The 16,390-nt window shown below is 61.4% G+C and carries 14 protein-coding genes; 4 read left to right on the top strand and 10 right to left on the bottom strand.

The window, feature by feature from the left end:
* The first annotated feature begins 8 nt into the window (after positions 1–8).
* Positions 9–1,043, top strand: a complete 1,035-nt coding sequence (locus tag ACTJLC_RS10640) for an NAD(P)-dependent alcohol dehydrogenase (RefSeq protein WP_347142841.1) — start codon at positions 9–11, stop codon at positions 1,041–1,043.
* Here ACTJLC_RS10640 and ACTJLC_RS10645 read toward each other — a convergent pair.
* Together ACTJLC_RS10645 and ACTJLC_RS10650 are read right to left on the bottom strand one after the other, a co-directional pair.
* Positions 1,018–1,947, bottom strand: a complete 930-nt coding sequence (locus ACTJLC_RS10645; RefSeq protein WP_440843816.1) for a LysR family transcriptional regulator — start codon at positions 1,945–1,947, stop codon at positions 1,018–1,020. The two genes, ACTJLC_RS10640 and ACTJLC_RS10645, sit on opposite strands and share 26 nt — an antisense overlap.
* A gap of 102 nt (positions 1,948–2,049) precedes the next feature.
* Positions 2,050–3,003, bottom strand: coding sequence for a 2-hydroxyacid dehydrogenase (locus ACTJLC_RS10650; protein WP_347142840.1), 954 nt, complete (start codon positions 3,001–3,003; stop codon positions 2,050–2,052).
* Between the two features lie 358 nt (positions 3,004–3,361).
* On the opposite strand from ACTJLC_RS10650, the gene ACTJLC_RS10655 reads away from it, so the two are divergent.
* Positions 3,362–4,762 carry an MFS transporter gene (locus ACTJLC_RS10655; RefSeq protein WP_440843818.1) on the top strand — a complete coding sequence of 467 codons (1,401 nt, stop codon included), beginning with the start codon at positions 3,362–3,364 and terminating at the stop codon, positions 4,760–4,762.
* A 6-nt stretch (positions 4,763–4,768) separates the two neighbouring features.
* On the opposite strand, the gene ACTJLC_RS10660 is transcribed toward ACTJLC_RS10655, so the two are convergent.
* The 4 genes from ACTJLC_RS10660 to ACTJLC_RS10675 all read right to left on the bottom strand — a co-directional run bounded on the left by ACTJLC_RS10660 (position 4,769) and on the right by ACTJLC_RS10675 (position 9,327).
* Positions 4,769–5,767, bottom strand: a complete 999-nt coding sequence (locus tag ACTJLC_RS10660; RefSeq protein ID WP_073430425.1) for a GlxA family transcriptional regulator — start codon at positions 5,765–5,767, stop codon at positions 4,769–4,771.
* Positions 5,758–6,159 (bottom strand): hypothetical protein, encoded by a 402-nt coding sequence (locus tag ACTJLC_RS10665; RefSeq protein ID WP_143169514.1) that lies wholly within the window; start codon positions 6,157–6,159, stop codon positions 5,758–5,760. The genes ACTJLC_RS10660 and ACTJLC_RS10665 overlap by 10 nt, the downstream gene beginning before the upstream one ends.
* 500 nt (positions 6,160–6,659) lie before the next feature.
* A complete protein-coding gene (locus tag ACTJLC_RS10670; RefSeq protein ID WP_073430424.1) occupies positions 6,660–7,238 on the bottom strand; it encodes a phosphatase PAP2 family protein in 579 nt (192 codons plus the stop codon).
* A 511-nt stretch (positions 7,239–7,749) separates the two neighbouring features.
* Complete coding sequence (locus ACTJLC_RS10675; RefSeq protein WP_073430423.1) at positions 7,750–9,327, bottom strand: alpha-amylase family glycosyl hydrolase; 1,578 nt, start codon at positions 9,325–9,327, stop codon at positions 7,750–7,752.
* 34 nt (positions 9,328–9,361) lie between these two features.
* Between ACTJLC_RS10675 and ACTJLC_RS10680 the strand changes: the two genes are divergently transcribed.
* On the top strand, positions 9,362–11,026 hold the full coding sequence (locus tag ACTJLC_RS10680) for an alpha-amylase family protein (protein WP_073430422.1): 1,665 nt from the start codon (positions 9,362–9,364) through the stop codon (positions 11,024–11,026).
* A 29-nt stretch (positions 11,027–11,055) separates the two neighbouring features.
* On the opposite strand, the gene ACTJLC_RS10685 is transcribed toward ACTJLC_RS10680, so the two are convergent.
* The 4 genes from ACTJLC_RS10685 to ACTJLC_RS10700 are packed head-to-tail and all read right to left on the bottom strand — an operon-like array spanning position 11,056 to position 15,577.
* Positions 11,056–12,528: an efflux transporter outer membrane subunit gene (locus ACTJLC_RS10685; RefSeq protein ID WP_310129595.1), complete on the bottom strand. Its 1,473-nt coding sequence runs from the start codon at positions 12,526–12,528 to the stop codon at positions 11,056–11,058.
* A gap of 12 nt (positions 12,529–12,540) precedes the next feature.
* Positions 12,541–13,683 carry an ABC transporter permease gene (locus ACTJLC_RS10690; RefSeq protein ID WP_073430420.1) on the bottom strand — a complete coding sequence of 381 codons (1,143 nt, stop codon included), beginning with the start codon at positions 13,681–13,683 and terminating at the stop codon, positions 12,541–12,543.
* Entirely contained in the window at positions 13,680–14,624 is a 945-nt protein-coding gene (locus tag ACTJLC_RS10695) for an ABC transporter ATP-binding protein (RefSeq protein ID WP_073430419.1), read from the bottom strand. Before ACTJLC_RS10695 ends, ACTJLC_RS10690 begins: the two co-directional genes overlap by 4 nt.
* Positions 14,621–15,577 (bottom strand): HlyD family secretion protein, encoded by a 957-nt coding sequence (locus tag ACTJLC_RS10700; RefSeq protein WP_073430418.1) that lies wholly within the window; start codon positions 15,575–15,577, stop codon positions 14,621–14,623. Before ACTJLC_RS10700 ends, ACTJLC_RS10695 begins: the two co-directional genes overlap by 4 nt.
* A 122-nt stretch (positions 15,578–15,699) precedes the next feature.
* Between ACTJLC_RS10700 and ACTJLC_RS10705 the strand changes: the two genes are divergently transcribed.
* The gene (locus ACTJLC_RS10705) at positions 15,700–16,374 is read left to right on the top strand and encodes a TetR/AcrR family transcriptional regulator (RefSeq protein WP_073430417.1); all 675 of its coding nucleotides are present in this window, start codon (positions 15,700–15,702) and stop codon (positions 16,372–16,374) included.
* Positions 16,375–16,390: the final 16 nt, after the last annotated feature.

The raw sequence follows: 16,390 nt of genomic DNA on the forward strand, positions 1-16,390 counted from the left end.
CTTTAGCCATGGAAGCACTGGTTCTCGAAGAAGCGCATCGCATCAGCCTGCGCCCGTTCACGCTGCCGCAAGTCGTGGGTCCGCGCGACGTGCGCATCCGTATCAATACGGTGGGTATTTGCGGCAGCGACATTCATTACTATCAGCACGGGCGCATCGGACCGTTTGTCGTCAACGAACCCATGGTGCTCGGCCACGAAGCGGCCGGCACCGTGGTGCAGATCGGCGACGAGGTCACGCATCTAAAGGTGGGCGACCGCGTCTGCATGGAGCCCGGCGTGCCTGACATGGAATCGCGCGCGGCGCGCGAAGGCATGTATAACCTCGATCCGAGCGTGCGCTTCTGGGCAACGCCGCCGGTGCATGGCTGCCTCACGCCCTTCGTCGTGCATCCCGCCGCATTCACGTTCAAGCTGCCGGACAACGTCAGCTTCGCCGAAGGCGCGATTGTCGAACCGTTGGCGATCGGCATGCAGGCGGCGACGAAGGCGAAGATAAAACCGGGGGACGTGGCCGTTATTCTGGGCGCGGGCACCATCGGCATGATGTGCGCGCTGGCCGCGCTCGCCGGGGGTTGCAGCCGCGCGATCGTGTGCGATCTGGTGCCCGAGAAACTCGAACTGATCGGCAAGGTCCAGGGCGTGACGGCGGTCGACATCCGCGACCGGAAGCCGAAGGCTGTCGTCGCGGAACTCACCGATGGGTGGGGCGCGAACGTCGTCTTTGAAGCCAGCGGCAACGAAAGAGCATTTGATGGCATTGCCGATTTGCTGTGTCCCGGCGGTTGCCTCGTGCTCGTCGGAATGCCTCAGCGCGCGGTGGCCGTGGACATCGTGGCGGTGCAGGTCAAGGAATTGCGCATCGAATCGGTGTTCCGCTACGCCAATATGTTCCCGCGCGCGATCCAGTTGATCGCTTCTGGCCGGCTCGACGTCAAACCGTTCGTTTCGCGTTCGTTCGCTTTTGCGGATGGCGTGAAGGCATTCGAGGAAGCGGCAAGCGGCAACCCCAGCGACGTCAAGGTGCAGATCGTTCTGGAGTGAGCGGGTGAAAGGCGCGTTTCTCGGCGAAGTACTCCGTCGCCATCAGTTTGAAGGCGGTGACGGCGGGGTTGTCCTGATCGGAGCGCCAGGCCATGCTCATTTCGGCCTGAGTGGAGTTGTTGGCAATGGACCTGAATTCGACGTTGTCGTAGTGGAATCGTTGCGCGGAGGCTGGAAGAATTCCCACACCCAGCCCCGCGCGAACCAGGGACAAGATTGTCGGCGTCTGATCGATGTACTGGGTAATGTTGAGTTGCACGTCCTCGGTGGCGAGCATGCTCATGATCCGGTCATGAAAGTACTTGCCGTGGAGGGGTGAGTGCATGATGAATGGCTGATTGTGCAATTGTTTGAGTTCAATCCGCTTATGCCGGCAGAGTGCGTGCCCTTTCGGTAAAGCGACAATCAGCGGTTCTTCCTCCACCAGCAGAAACTCCAGTTTCTGCCGCGAAGTGATGGGGCGGAGAAATCCGAGATCGATGGTATTCGCGGAGAAGGCTTCGATCTGCGCGACGGAGATCAGTTCGAGCAGCACCACGTCGATGTCGGGCACGACATTTTTTGCGGCGACCAATAACCCCGGTATCAATTCGTAGCCGGCCGCGCCGGTGAAGCCGATCCGCACGCGGCCCGTTTTTCCCTTGCTCGCGCGCCGGACCGTGCTCTCAGCTTGCTCGGAGAGGTTCAGCAGCCGTGTCGCATCCGCGAGGAACACGCGCCCTTCCGTGGTCAGCTTGACCGTGCGGCCAACCCGCTCAAACAGCTTGACGCCCAGATTGTCTTCCAGCAAGTGAATCTGTCTGCTTAACGGCGGCTGTGTCATGTTCAGCAGTGCCGCGGCGCGTCTGAAATTCAATTCAGTCGCCGCGGTGACGAAGCAACGTACCTGTGCGAGATCGAGCATTCTGTGTCGACGTGAAGGGATAAGTCGACGGTCATTATAGGTGCGGACGTTGGAATACGTGCCGTGGCCCTCGCTGGCGCGACGCGTTAGCCTGCTCGACGGTTACGTGGTCAGGCTGCCTTCGGGTCGTTGCCCGGCGAGCGCTTGCGACAAACTCGCCAGCACCATTTCGCCCATCGCCGTGCGCGATTCGACGGTTGCGCTCGCGCGGTGCGCCTGAAGCACCACGCGATCCATGCCGAAGAGGGCGGCAGGCACATTCGGTTCGTCGACGAACACGTCCAGGCCCGCGCCGGCAATGGCGCCTTTGGACAAGGCTTCCACCAGATCGCTTTCCACCACCAGTTTTCCGCGCGCTACATTCACCAGGTAGCCGTCTTTCCCGAGCGCGTCGAGCACTGCCGCATCGATGATGCCTTGCGCCTTGTCGGCGGCCGCGGCCAATACGAGGATGTCGCAACCGCGCGCGAGCGCCAGAAGATCAGGAACAAATTGATGGGGGACGTCCTCCATGCGGCGCAAATCCGTATACGCGATCGGGCAGCCGAAAGCGCAAGCGCGTTGCGCGATAGCGCGGCCGACTTTTCCCATGCCGACAATGCCGACGCGTTTTCCGCTGAAACGATGGGACAGCGGCAATGCGGCCGGATGCGGATTTTTTTTCCAGTTGCCCGTTTTCACGAAATCATTGCCCGTGCAGATTTCGCGGCAAACCGCCAGCATCAATCCGATGGCGAGATCCGCCACATCCTCGGTCAATGCACCGAAGGTCGCGGTGACCGGAATGCCGCGGGCACGCGCAAACGCCAGATCGACTGCATCCGTGCCGACGCCGTTGACGGCAATCACTTCCAGTGCGGGAAGTCTTGCGATCAGATCGTTGGAAATGCCGGTATGTCCGCCGGTAATCACGCCCCTGATCGAGGCGCCGTGTTCACGAATGAACGCATCCTTGTCGTGCTGTTCGAACAGGCGATGCACGGTGTAGCGTTCGCTCAATGTGTCGTTGATTGCCGGAACCAGGATGGGATTCAGTTGCAGGATGTTCGGCTTCAATTCAGACGCTCCTTGTTGACGGACAACGTGTTTGAGTCAGTGTCGCCGCGGATGATGTGCCATTTGCGGAATCGCGTCCAATCCGAAAAGTCTATCAATTGATCCACGAATCGATGGGACCGTGCCGTGGTTCGCGATCGATTCAATCCGGGCATCAAGTAATAGCGAGAAAAGATTGGACGGTGGGCTCGCCGATCAACAGAATTGGTCTTGTCATCAGAGAAGATCATTAAAAAAGCCTTTTCAATTAGATCGGAGACAACGTCGTGACAACGCCTCTTGGTACATCCCTATCCCTATCGGTCGCCGTTCTCGAACACAGTGCCGGATTCCGGCCGGAGAATCGGAGGGAAGCAGAATGAACAATGCTGACAGCGTTGTCGCCAATCCCGAAGCAGGCTCCGTCGCGGAAAGACGCACGGGCCACCGTTGGATAGTCATGGGCCTGATCTTCTGCATCTGGGCGATCGCCTGTGCCGACCGGGCCAACTTTGGTATCGCCTTGCCCTACTTGAAAAAGGAGTACGGCATATCCAACACGCAAGCCGGCTTGATCGTCAGCCTGTTCTCGTTCGCATACGGCTTCGTGCAAATTCCCGTTGGCCTGCTTTATAAGCGGCTCAGTGAAAAGACGACCGGCTTTCTGTTCGCGGTCTTCATGATCTTCACTTCGATTTTCACGGGCCTGATGGGAACGACCTCGTCGGTTTTTCTGATGCAGGTGTACCGCGTCGGCCTCGGCTTATCCGAAGGTCCGCTGGGCATCGGCTGCACGAATGTGATCAATCGCTGGTTCCCCGCCAGGGAAAAAGGCACGGCCACGGGTCTTTGGATTGCCGCATCAAAATTGGGCCCATTGATCGTGCCTTCGGTGTGCATCGTCGTGATCCAGTTGTGGGGATGGCGAGAGATCTTTTATGTTTTCGCCGTACCGGGAATATTGTTTGCGATCGTCTGGATGCTGCTGGTCACGAACTCGCCCAGCGAGAACAGGTTTTGTTCTCCGGCGGAACGCCGCTATATCATGAACGGCGCGTCCGTTGAGAGCAGCGGCAGAGAGTCATCACGCCGTCATCAATGGGCAAGCATTCCGTATCTGGACGCCTTCAATCGTACCAGGCGTGTACCGCAACTCGAGACGATTCGCCAGGTGTTCGGTTCATGGAATATCTTCGGCGTGGCTATCGGCTATGGCTGCATGATCGGCATCAGCAACATCTTCATGTCGTGGATGCCAACCTACCTCGTCACGGTCAAGGGTTTTGCCTCTGTGAAAATGGGCTTTCTTGCGTCGGCGCCCTTCATTGGCGCAGTGGCGGGGAACATGCTCGGCGGCGTCATTTCAGATCGCATCCTTGGCGGACGACGCAAGCCGATGATGATTCTCGGCGCGCTGGGAACACTGCTCATGATGTTGCTGCTCATCGACGCACCCGACAGCGTCGCCTTTCTTGGCGTGGTGCTGGTGATGTCGGGTCTCATGCTGGGTATCGGTTTCGCGGGATATTCCGCCTATCCGATGGGCCTTGCGACTAAATCGACGTACCCGACGGCATTCGGCATTGTGAATTGCGTCGGGCAAATCGGCGGCGCATGCGCACCGTTGGCCGTCGGCATGCTGCTGGATGCCTATAGCTGGACCAGTGTGTTTCTGTATATGGTCGGGACGGCGCTGTTGTGTGTGGTGCTGTTGCTCAGCGTCGTGGAGCCGGTGGCGGGGGAGACGGGTGCGAGTGGCGGAGTGCGGAAACCCAAATAGACCGCGTTACGGGACGATGTTCTGCACCGGCCAGCAATGCGGATCACTTCCACACTGTCCCATGAGCGCGCGGTATTGCGTCGGTGTTGTCGACAGATGCTTGCGAAACAGTTTCGCTAGTCGGCCGCCACCGCCGATCCCGCAGTGCCTTGCAATCTTCTCGACCGGCAGGCTCGTCTCAACCAGCAATCGCCGGCTCATGTCGAGACGTGCCTGAAGCAGATGATCGGACGGCGTTCTCCCCATCTCGCTCTTGAAACGCCGCAGGAAGTTCCGTTCGCTCATCATGGCGACGCGCGCCGCTTCGTCCATGGTCACGGCGCGGCCGATGTTCGCTTCCAGCCAGCGCGCGGACTCCATGATCTGAGCGCTGACGCGCGCCTCCGGCACCGTGTGACCACGTGTTACCGACTCGGCAACCCGTCGCGCGACGGCGGGCCCGAGGTCGTCTTCGACAATACATAGAGCCGCGCGTATTCGATGCGGCACGTTCGAGCACAGCCCCTCGGCAAATCGCGACCAGGTGACGTCGTCGTCGAAAAAGCCGGTTGTTCCGGCGCGGTCGATACCCGCCGCCTCGAGCAACAGGCGGCCCTCCGCAATGGGATGGATCGTCTCGCCGCGCCTCGACGCCTCGCGTAGCCAGGCGATCAGGCGAGCGTCGCGCAAAGCGCCGTCCGCGCCCGTCCCTCCCACGATGAAGAGGGCACGGGATTCGCCCGTGGGACCATGGGAAGCGAAACTTTCGGTCCACACGAACACCGACGACGAACTCGCGATCCGTCCGCCCGAAGCGGAGAGAAGCGTCGCTTCGTATTGCACGGAGCCGGCGTGCGCCTCACGATTCAGCGCATTCGCGGCCTGAAACAGTTCGACAATCGACGCCGCGTCCGGCAGCGAGAACCCGTTGAACACTGCGATTTCGATGCGCTTGACGGTGCTCGTTTGCGGCAAAACGACTGACTGCCGCGCATGGTGTGATTGCGCATATTGAATCAGTCCCATGAACTTCCCCGGTGACAAGGTTTACCCTGCTTGAGCCGCCTAACGCGTCGATTCAGCGCTTCGTCCACGACCGCGATTGCTACGGAATTGCTTTTGGGGCCGTGGGCGAGCACGCGCTGCGAGGCAAAAAAGGCGCTTGGAAAGCGGGCAGAAGATGTGGAGATTTTCACGCCGGCTTTAACGCATCCAAAGATATCGGCGTGCGCCTCGATTGCTAGCCTTATATTGCAATGGAATATGAAATATGCATTGAGAGCGCCGGTTGCGATTCGCAAACGTTTTACGCCGATAAATTGTTCGAAACACCCGAATTCAATGACACGGCGGGTTTGAGAATGCCCGATGCTTAAATTGACGCCGGCAATATCATGCATGGCAATTTGAAATGGCATTCCGGGTTTTGAATCGGACCAGGCCCGCGGCGGAAAGCGCTCGGATAGTACGCGAACGTTCGTTCGTCGCGCCATCGGGCATGCGGTGCTCGGGCTGCAGAGCAGCAAATCGTCCTCAGATTGCCATACCAGATTGCGCGAAGCAAGAGCGCTTTCACTTAGTAAGAAAAGGCTGGGCGCCGCGTAAATGCGACTATGTTGCATTGCCGCAGGTGTTTAGTGTTTCGGGCGTTTAGGCGCGTCGGTTCATGTGGCGGATTCCGCCATCCAGCGGTTTATCGCTGGCGTAAAAAGAACATAGAAATAACTTTGCAATGAATTGAATATCAGTTATGCGCGCTCTTCCTGAATTAATTGGGCAAAGATTTATCTCATGCATGGAGAGTGCCTCGCGAAGACGTTAATCTTGCCAATCGTCTGCATCGGCGGGATAACCGCGATTATCACGACCTGCTTCTCGTCTCCGCCAGGCGCATTCAGGAAGTAACGACCAGACCGCGCTAAATGCCACGCCCGCACAAGAAGGGCGAATACGTATCGATCGCCTCCTGGATCGGCGCGTGGTGTCCATATGCGAGGGTCGAGATGCCGAGCAGCGACGCGATTGCGAGCGGCCGAAACCGCGCCGGCAGCACGGGAGCATTCTTCCAGCACACGAACAGCACGGTAACGAGCGAGCCGACCCCCCAGCCTGCGATGACCTCGGACACGGTATGCGCGTCGTCGAACACGCGCGCGGTGCCGATGCCGGCCGCCAGTGCGAGTCCGAGGGTAAGCGCGAGGCGGGGCTGCGCGTTATCGCGACGAGGCAGACACAGAATGAGCGCCATCGGCCACACAGCGGACGCGAGCATCGTGTGGCCGCTGATCACGCGAAAGTCGATAGCGCGTATCTGTATGCCGCAACCGGCATACAGGATCTTCGTCACGCCGACCATGAACGCGCCGGCCGCCAGCAGCGTCAGCCACGATGTCGCCGAGCGCCAGCCGGCCAGCGACATGGCCAGCCATGCCGCGCAGGCAATGGCGAGCGGCAGCGTGAGCGCCGCGTCGCCGAGGTTGCTGAGAGCAGACCACATTCGGATTCCTTTTGGTTGGGCGGCGCTGCAAGCGCCCGCCGTTTTCGGTCAAATATGCATCGTCGCCATGCAGGCAGCGAAGTGGTGTTCGAAATCCGCCGCCACTTCGGGGTGCTGCAGCAGTCGAAACGAGCGCCATCATACCGGTAAGCGAATAGCCGCTCGTTCTCGTCCGTCGGCAACGACTGGATTGCATCTGTCAGTTGCAAGGCATCGCCGCTAGCGGGCCGCAACGCAAGGCACTCGCGGAAAGACCGGAACGGGTGTGCCAGCTACGCATCGACGCTGCGCCAGGACGCGCGTGACTTTACCGGCATGGCATGGAAGAAAAAAAGCCTGTCGGACGGGAGTGTCGACAGGCTAAGCGTCCAAGCGGGGTAACTTCCAATCAGAGAAGCTTCTTGGACGGACCAAGGCGGACTATAGGCGAGTTGCCGATGGAAAACGACGTGACGGCGGCACAGAACACGTTCTTGGCGGAAGCGGTCAAAACCTGGCAGTACCGGCGCGACTAGCCGAGCCGGACAATGAGCGCCTCGCCGCCGGCAAGACAATCGACGCCTTCGGTAATCGGTCCGCTATCGCGGCCCGGTATCGTCGACAACAACACGATGCCCGGCGGCAAATGCACGGCTGCGTCGGCGGCACTCATGTTCAGCGCAATCAGAAGCCGTTGAGTTCCCGAACGCCGCTCATAAGTCAGCACGTTGCCGTTCGCGTTGACGTGCTCGATCGAGCCGTCCACGAGCGCCGTATAGCTGCGTCGAATCGACAAGAGCCGGCGATGCAGCGACAGCATGCTCGACGCATCATCGCGTTGGCTGGCGACGCTGGTCGTCGAGTTCACCGGCAACCACGGCCGGCCGCTCGTGAAACCCGCATTGGGCAGCGACGAATCCCATTGCATCGGCGTGCGCTCAGGGTCGCGGCCCTGGCCGATGCCGGGCTGCCGAAGTTCGGCCGGGTCCCGCACCTGTTCGGGCGCAATGGCGCTGTCGGTCATGCCGATCTCGTCGCCGTAATAGAGCGTTGGCGTGCCGCGCAGCGTCAGCAACAGCACCGCGGCCACGCGTGCTTGCGCGGCGCCGAGGCGCGACGCCACGCGCGGGTTGTCGTGATTGCCGAGCACCCAGTTGGGCCAGGCGTGTTCCGGCAATGCGCGATCGTAATCGCAGATTATTCTGCCGATGTCGGCCGCATTCCACGCCGCGTTCAGTAGCTGAAAATTGAACGGCATATTCGCGCCATCGCCGCTCGCGCCGTAGTACCGCATCAACTGCGGCACGGGCAGATAGATTTCGCCGATCAACACGCGTTCGCCGTATTCATCGAGCGTGGCGCGCATCGAGCGCACGATCTCGTGTACCTCCGGTTGATCCTCGGTATAGGTCTGCAATAGCCGATGATGCTCCGGCTCGCCCGGCGCGAAAGCGGGGTTCGGCGGGTTATCGCGGAACTGGGCGTCCTTGATCAGCAGCCACAACACGTCCACGCGGAACCCGTCGACGCCGCGGGCCAGCCAGAAGCGCAGCACTTCGTCCATCGCCCGGCGCACTTCGGGATTGCGCCAGTTCAGGTCGGGTTGCTCGCGCAGGAACGCATGGTAGTAATACTGGCCCGTATGCGCGTCCCACTGCCACGCCGACCCTCCCATGCGGCTCAACCAGTTGTTCGGCGGCCCGCCGTCGGGCGCGGGATCGCGCCACAGATACCAGTCGCGCTTCGGGTTATCGCGGGAGGATCGGCTTTCCTCGAACCACGCATGACGCTCCGACGAGTGATTCGGCACGAAGTCGAGCAGCACTTTCAGCCCGAGTGCGTGGGCGCGGTCCAAAAGTTGCTGGAAGTCGTCGAGCGTGCCGAAGATCGGGTCGATATTGCAATAGTCGGCGACGTCGTAGCCGAAATCCGCCATCGGCGAAGGGTAGATCGGGGAGATCCAGACTGCATCGACGCCAAGCGCCGCGAAATACTCGAGACGCGCGCCAACGCCCGCCAGGTCGCCGATGCCGTCGCCGTTGCTGTCCTGAAACGAGCGCGGATACACCTGATAGATCACGCCGCGTTGCCACCACGTCAGTTCGGGCATTGCCGTTCCTTTCACTGATCGATCGTTTAGACCTATGCTAAATGACCTCTGGTACAAGAATGCAATCGTCTATTGCCTCAGCGTCGGCACTTTCATGGACTCGAACGGAGATGGTGTCGGCGACTTTCAGGGCTTGGTGCGCCGCCTGGCTTATCTTCAGGGACTCGGCGTCACGACGATCTGGCTAATGCCGTTCCAGCCGTCGCCCGGTCGCGACAACGGCTACGACATCTCCGATTACTACAACGTCGATTCGAAGTACGGCACGCTGGGCGACTTCGCCGAGTTCACGCATGCGTGCCACGAGCGAGGCATGCGCGTCATGGTCGACCTCGTGATCAATCACACGTCCGACCAGCACCCGTGGTTCAGGGAAGCACGCAGCGATCCCGCCTCGAAGTATCACGACTGGTACGTATGGGCCGACAGGCAGCCGCCTCATGCCAGGGACGGGGTCGTGTTTCCCGGCGTTCAGAAGTCGACCTGGACCTTCGACAAGCAGGCGAAGCGCTGGTTTTTCCATCGCTTCTACGATTTCCAGCCGGATCTGAATACCGCGAACCCGCAAGTGCACGCCGAACTGCTCAAGATAATGGGCTTCTGGCTCCAGCTAGGCGTGTCGGGATTCCGCATGGACGCCGTGCCTTTCGTGATTGGCACGAAGGGCGCGAAGGTACGCCAACCCGTCGAGCAATACGACATGCTGCGCTCGTTCCGCGAGTTTCTGCAATGGCGCACGGGCGACGCGATCATCCTTGCGGAAGCAAACGTCCTGCCCGATACCGACCTCGATTACTTCGGCGACGAAGGCGAGCGCCTGCAAATGATGTTCAACTTTCAGGTCAACCAGAACACGTTTTACACGCTCGCGACCGGCGATACGGGTCCGTTGAAGAAAGCGCTGACAGCGACGAAAGCGCGTCCCGCGACCGCGCAATGGGGCGTATTCCTGCGCAATCACGATGAACTCGATCTCGGCCGCCTCGCGCCCGAACAACGCGCGGCCGTGTTCGCCGCGTTCGGCCCGGACCCCGACATGCAGCTCTACGGGCGCGGCATTCGCCGCAGGCTTGCGCCGATGCTCTCGGGCGACAGGCGCCGCGTCGAACTCGCTTACAGCCTGATGCTGACCTTGCCGGGCACGCCGGTATTTCGTTACGGCGATGAAATCGGCATGGGCGAGGACCTGAGCTTGCCGGAGCGCGAATGCGCGCGCACGCCGATGCAATGGTCGACTGAACCCCACGGCGGCTTCACGAAGCACCCCAATCCTTCGTCGCGCGTCATATCGGGCGGCGCATACGGGTTCGAGCGCGTGAACGTCGCGAGTCAGCGGCGCGATCCGAATTCGTTTCTGAACTGGACCGAGCGCATGATCCGCATGCGCCGCGAAGTGCCGGAAATCAGTTGGGGCGATTTCGCGATATTGCGTGCGTCGCGCAACGATGTTCTCGCCTTACGCTACGACTGGCGCAACAACTCGGTGGTGTGCGTGCATAACTTCGCAGCCGAGGCCTGCACGGTGAAATTCCGCTCGGGCTGCAACGGGCCAGGCGAGAACCGCCTCGTCAATCTTCTCTCCGACGACCACAGCGAGGAGGGCGATGATGGCCGGCATACGGTGGTGCTGGAGCCGTATGGGTATCGCTGGTATCGGGTGGGCGGCCTCGATTACCTGTTGAAGCGAAGCGAGCTTTAGGCGCACACGTTGCGGGCGCGCAGGATGCCTCACGGCGCGCTTTGCAGCGTCGTTTTCGTTTGCGTGTCCGTAGTGCCGCCGCCTAGCGACTGAAACAACGCCGCCGTATCCGTCAAGCGGCCCGCGTGCGCGCGCGTTCTATCCAATGCGGTTTCCAGCGCCTCGCGTTCGGCATCGAGCAGGTTAATGTGACTGATGCCGCCAGCGGAATAGCGCCGGCGCGCGACGTCGAGGCTGGCCCGCGCCGCGTCGGCGGCTTCGTCGCGTGCCTGGAGTTCGTGCGCGTCGTTTTGCAACGCCGTCAACGAATCAGCTACTTGCTGCAATGCCTGCAACACCGTCTGCTGGTATCCGGCCAACGCGGCGTCGTAAGCCGCCTGCGCCGCGCGTCGTTCGGCGCGCAGTTGTCCGCCACGAAAGACGGGCTGCGTCAGGTTAAGTCCCACGTTCCAGATGTTCAGGCCGTTCACGATGTCCTGAATGCGGGTTCGCTCGGAGCCGATACCCGCCGACAACGAAAACCGCGGATACAGATTCGCGGTCGCCACGCCGACGTTGGCGCTCGCCTGATGCAGCAGCGCTTCGGCGGCTCGAATGTCGGGGCGCTCGCGGGCGAGTGTCGACGGCAGAGTAACGGGCACGTCGTCGGGCAGATGCAGCGCGTCCAGCGTGAGGTCGCTGAAATCCGCCTTCGACGGCGCGACGCCCACCAGGATCGCGAGTTGATGATCGGCCTGGGCGAGTTGCGTCGCGAGCGGCGGCAACGTTGCCCGTGTCTGTGCAAGCAGCGTGCGCTGACTGTGAACGTCGAGTTGCGAAACGCCGCCGGCCGCCAAACGTGCCTCGATGATTTCAAGTTGCAGCGCCTGTGCGTCGGCGAGGCGCTGGGTCAGCGTAATCTGCTCCTGCAATGAAGCACGCCGTACCGCCGTGGAGACGATATTGCCGGCGATGGACAAGCGCGCCGCGTCGAGTTCGAACGACTCGTAATCCACTTGCGCGAGACTCGCTTCGAGTGCGCGACGATTGCCGCCAAACAGATCGAATACATAAGACACGCTTACCGACGCATTGAACAACGAAAACGGCCCCGGATTTTGCACATTCGGAATGCCGAAGGCAGCGGGGTCGACTTTTTGCCTGGCGGCGGAGAAGCTAGCATCGATCGCCGGAAACTGCGTCGCGCCCGCTTGCGCGGTGTAGTTTTCGCGGGCCTGGATCAGTTTCGCGCGAGCTTGCGCGAGTGTCGGGCTTTGATGCAGCGCCTGATCGACCAGGCGATCGAGCGCATCCGAACGGAACTGTCGCCACCACATCGGTAGCGCATTGCCGGCGGTGCTGAATGTTTGCGCCGGCTCCGCCGCGCTGCTCTTCAATGTGGGAGAGCCGGGCGCCGTGTCATGCAGATAGCCTTGCGTGTCCGGGGCCGCCGGCGCCTGAAAATCCGGGCCGACCGCGCAGCCGCACAGCGCCAATGCGTAAAAGATAGCGAGCGGTTTCATGGGCGTATTTCCCTAATCGAGCGTGCGGCGATAAAAGCGCAGCGCGATTGCCATCACGATGACCGTAAACAGCATCATGGGCCATACCGAAGGCCACAGATCCGTCCAGCCATTGCCCTTGAGCAGAATGCCGCGAATCAGCCGGTTGAAATACGTTAGCGGCAACAGGTTGCCGATCCAGCGCGCCCATTGCGGCATGCCCGCGAAAGGAAACATGAAGCCCGACAGCAGGATGTTCGGCAGAAAGTAGAAGATGGTGAGCTGCACCGCCTGCAACTGATTTTTCGCGAGCGACGACAGCGTGATGCCGACCGTCAGGTTCGCGGCAATAAAGAGCAACGCCGCGAGGTAGATCGCCACCGTGCTGCCGACAAAGGGCACATGAAATACGAAGCGCGTCGCGACCAGAATGATCGATACCTGAATCAGGCCGATCGCCACGTAGGGAACGATCTTGCCCGTCATCACCTCGACCGGCAGCACGGGCGTGGCGAGCAGGTTCTCCATCGTGCCGCGCTCGCGTTCGCGCGTGACGGCGAGGCCCGTCATCATCACGAGCGTCATCGTGAGAATCACGCCCATCAAGCCGGGAACCACGTTGTATTGCGTAATGCCTTCCGGGTTGTACAGGTTGTGAACCTGCACGCCGAACGCGCTTTGACCGCCGCGCAGCGGCGCGAGCGGACCGGTGATGTCTCGTTGCGCGACGGTCTGGGCCAGATTCGGCAACGCGGCGACCGCCGCGTTGGTCGCGGTCGGATCGGTGGCATCGGCTTCGACCAGCAATGACGGATGCTCGCCGCGCAGCAGTCTCTTCGAGAAATCGACGGGTACGTTCAGCACGAATTGCACGCGGCCCTGCGCGAGCGCGCGGCGCCCGGCCTGCTCGTCGGGCAGGGTTTCGACGATGTCGAAATAGGCCGAATTTTTCATCGCGGCGACGAAGCTGCGCGAGAATTCGCTCTGGTCGTGAACGATCACGGCCGTCGGCAGATGCCGCGGGTCGGTGTTGATCGCGAAGCCGAACAGCGCCAGTTGAACGATCGGCAAGCCGACGATCATGCCGAAGGTGACGCGATCGCGCCGTAATTGAAGAAACTCCTTGAGCACGATGCTCCACCAGCGGCTCAGCGAGAACACGACGCGCTCGCTCACGATGCCGCTCCGAAATTGTCTTTCGCGTGGCTCATCAAATAGATGAATACGTCTTCGAGACCGGTGGCGATCGGCTCGATGCGCAGCGGCATGTTTTCGGTGGCTTGCCTCACCGCGCGTTCCAATGCCGCGTGGTCTCGTCCGCTCGCGTGCAGTTCCGCACCGAATACGACGGTCTGGTCGACGCCGGGCGTTGCGCGAAGCCGCTCCGACAGCGCGCTCAGGCGCTCGCCGTGAATCGCCCAGGTGGCGAGATTCTGCGATTCGATTACCTCGCTCGACGTGCCTTGCGCCAGCAGCTTGCCATAGGCGATATACGCGAGCTTGTGGCAACGTTCCGCTTCGTCCATGTAATGCGTGCTGACGAGCACCGAAATGCCGCGCGCCGCGAGCCGATGCAGTTCCTCCCAGAAGTCGCGCCGCGCGGTGGGATCGACACCGGCAGTCGGTTCATCCAGTAGCAGCAGTTTGGGCTCGTGCAGCATGCACGCGGCGAGCGCGAGACGTTGTTTCCAGCCGCCGGACAACGAGCCCGTCAACTGATGCGCGCGGCTTTGCAATCCAAGCGATTCGAGCGAGCGGTCGACGGCTTCGCGCCGGTTGCGCATCTGATAGAGGCGTGCAACGAAGTCGAGGTTCTCGCGGATGGTCAGATCTTCCCAATACGAGAAACGCTGCGTCATGTAGCCCACATTGCGTTTGATCTGCCCGCTCTCGCGCTGGATGTCGTAACCGAGGCAGGTGCCGGTGCCCGAGTCGGGGGTGAGCAGGCCGCACATCAGCCGGATGCAGGTTGTCTTGCCGCTGCCGTTCGGCCCGAGAAAGCCGAAGATCTCGCCACGCGCGACGCGCATGGATACGTCGTTGACCACATGCTTGTCGCCGAAACGCTTGTTCAGGTCATGAACGTCGATGGCGTAGTCGTACTTTTTTTCTGTCATTTCAACACCACCGTCACGGGTTGCCCCGGATGAAGCCTGGCGGCGTCCGCAACCTGCGGGTGCGCTTCGATCAGAAAGACCAGTTTGCTGCGGCTCTCGTTGCTGTAGATGACGGGCGGCGTATATTCCGCCTGATTCGATAGGTAGGTGATTGTCGCGGATATGTCGGCTGCGCAGCCGTCGCAATGTATCGCCACCGCACGCCCCGGCGCGAGGCCGCCGACGATGTTCTCGGGAACGAAGAAACGCACCTTGATGTTCCGCGGCGGCAACATCTGCACGACGGGGCTGCCGGCGGGCACCCACTCACCGACGCGATAAAGGGTGTCGTAAATCCGTCCCTCGGCCGGCGCGCGTACGTGTTTTTGATCGAGCTTCCACTGGGCTTGCGCGAGAGCGGCTTCGGCGGCGGCGACTTGCGCTCGCTGGGCGGCGATCTGCTGAGCGCGGCCCGGCAAACGCGCCACTTCCACCTGGTTGGTCATTTCCCGCACTTGCGCGGCGGTGGCTTCCGCGTTCGCGCGCGAATCGTCGAGCTGGGCTTTCGCAATGCCGCCTGCCTTGAACTGCGCCTCGTCGCGTACGAGCTGCAATGACGCTTTGCGCGCGTTGGCGACGGCCTCGGCGAGCTGCGCCCGCGTGACGTTCACTTCGGGCGCACGCTTGCCCGTCTCGATGTCCGCGAGTTGCGCGCGCGCCGACGCGAGCTGCTGCCGGGCTTGTTCGAGCGCGGCTGTTTCGTCCACGGATTCCAGCGCAAACAGCGGCGCGTCCGCTCTCACCATGTCCCCGCGTGCGACCGGCAACTGTGTCAGCCTGCCCGCTTGCGACGACCCGAGATAAACGTATTCGCCCTCGACGTAGCCCTGATACGCAGGTGTCTCGTGACGCGAGCAACCCGCAAGCATGCCGCCGACCAGCAGCGGCAATACGATGAAGAGAACACGGGTCATGCCATCCTCCACGAAGCGGGGCATGGGTTCTATTCCCACACAGACGTTGTCGTCCGAAGTAGAATCGATCATATGCGAATTTGAATTCGTATTCAAAGTGTTTGCAGCCTGACGCTCTGACCATGCCGACGTCCCCGAGAAAAACCGCAGCGAAACCGCCACGGCGCGCCACGCGGCCCGACGGCGCGGCCACGCGTCAACATCTGCTCCACACCGCTGGGCAAGTGTTCGCCGAACGCGGTTTCGCGGACGCGACGAGCAAGGAAATCTGCGAGCGCGCCGGCACGCCGATGGCCTCGGTCAACTATCACTTCGGCAGTCGCGAGGCGCTTTATGAAGCGGCGCTGGTCGAGGCGCACCGGCAGGTGGTCGGCCTCGAGGAACTCGCGGCGCTGGTTGAGGGATTGGACGACCCGAGAGACAGGCTTCGCGCGGTGATTTCGCGGTTTGTCGGTCTTTCAACCAACGCGGCCACGCCGTGGGGTTTCATGCTGATGCTGCGCGAGGCGTTTTCCCCGTCGCCCGCCATGCCCGCGTTGATCGAGAAAGCCGTGCGGCCCAAGGCCGTATTCCTGTTGGGCTTGCTCAGCGAGGTCTTGGGATTGAATCCGCTGGCGCCGGTCGTGCAGCGCGCAATGATGTTCACGATCCTGCCGTGCATTGCAATGATGATCGCGCCGAAGCCGATGAAAGAGGCCTTGCTGCCGGCCGTGGCACAAGACGCGAAAGCGCTCGAGCAGGATCTCGTGTGCTTCGTGATGGCCGGGCTCGACGCGATTGCCGCCGCTCATCGTTAGCGCCGCGCCAACGCAT

Source organism: Paraburkholderia sp. 22099 (genome assembly GCF_052045835.1).
Classification (GTDB): Bacteria; Pseudomonadota; Gammaproteobacteria; order Burkholderiales; family Burkholderiaceae; genus Paraburkholderia; species Paraburkholderia terricola.

Excerpts from the sequence above, each read along its gene's own strand:
- ACTJLC_RS10685 (WP_310129595.1), bottom strand. The coding sequence starts at position 12,528 with ATGAAACCGCTCGCTATCTTTTACGCATTGGCGCTGTGCGGCTGCGCG.
- ACTJLC_RS10640 (WP_347142841.1), top strand. The coding sequence starts at position 9 with ATGGAAGCACTGGTTCTCGAAGAAGCGCATCGCATCAGCCTGCGCCCG.
- ACTJLC_RS10680 (WP_073430422.1), top strand. The coding sequence starts at position 9,362 with ATGCTAAATGACCTCTGGTACAAGAATGCAATCGTCTATTGCCTCAGC.
- ACTJLC_RS10700 (WP_073430418.1), bottom strand. The coding sequence starts at position 15,577 with ATGACCCGTGTTCTCTTCATCGTATTGCCGCTGCTGGTCGGCGGCATG.
- ACTJLC_RS10695 (WP_073430419.1), bottom strand. The coding sequence starts at position 14,624 with ATGACAGAAAAAAAGTACGACTACGCCATCGACGTTCATGACCTGAAC.
- ACTJLC_RS10665 (WP_143169514.1), bottom strand. The coding sequence starts at position 6,159 with ATGCCATTTCAAATTGCCATGCATGATATTGCCGGCGTCAATTTAAGC.
- ACTJLC_RS10675 (WP_073430423.1), bottom strand. The coding sequence starts at position 9,327 with ATGCCCGAACTGACGTGGTGGCAACGCGGCGTGATCTATCAGGTGTAT.
- ACTJLC_RS10645 (WP_440843816.1), bottom strand. The coding sequence starts at position 1,947 with ATGCTCGATCTCGCACAGGTACGTTGCTTCGTCACCGCGGCGACTGAA.
- ACTJLC_RS10705 (WP_073430417.1), top strand. The coding sequence starts at position 15,700 with ATGCCGACGTCCCCGAGAAAAACCGCAGCGAAACCGCCACGGCGCGCC.
- ACTJLC_RS10655 (WP_440843818.1), top strand. The coding sequence starts at position 3,362 with ATGAACAATGCTGACAGCGTTGTCGCCAATCCCGAAGCAGGCTCCGTC.
- ACTJLC_RS10670 (WP_073430424.1), bottom strand. The coding sequence starts at position 7,238 with ATGTGGTCTGCTCTCAGCAACCTCGGCGACGCGGCGCTCACGCTGCCG.
- ACTJLC_RS10660 (WP_073430425.1), bottom strand. The coding sequence starts at position 5,767 with ATGGGACTGATTCAATATGCGCAATCACACCATGCGCGGCAGTCAGTC.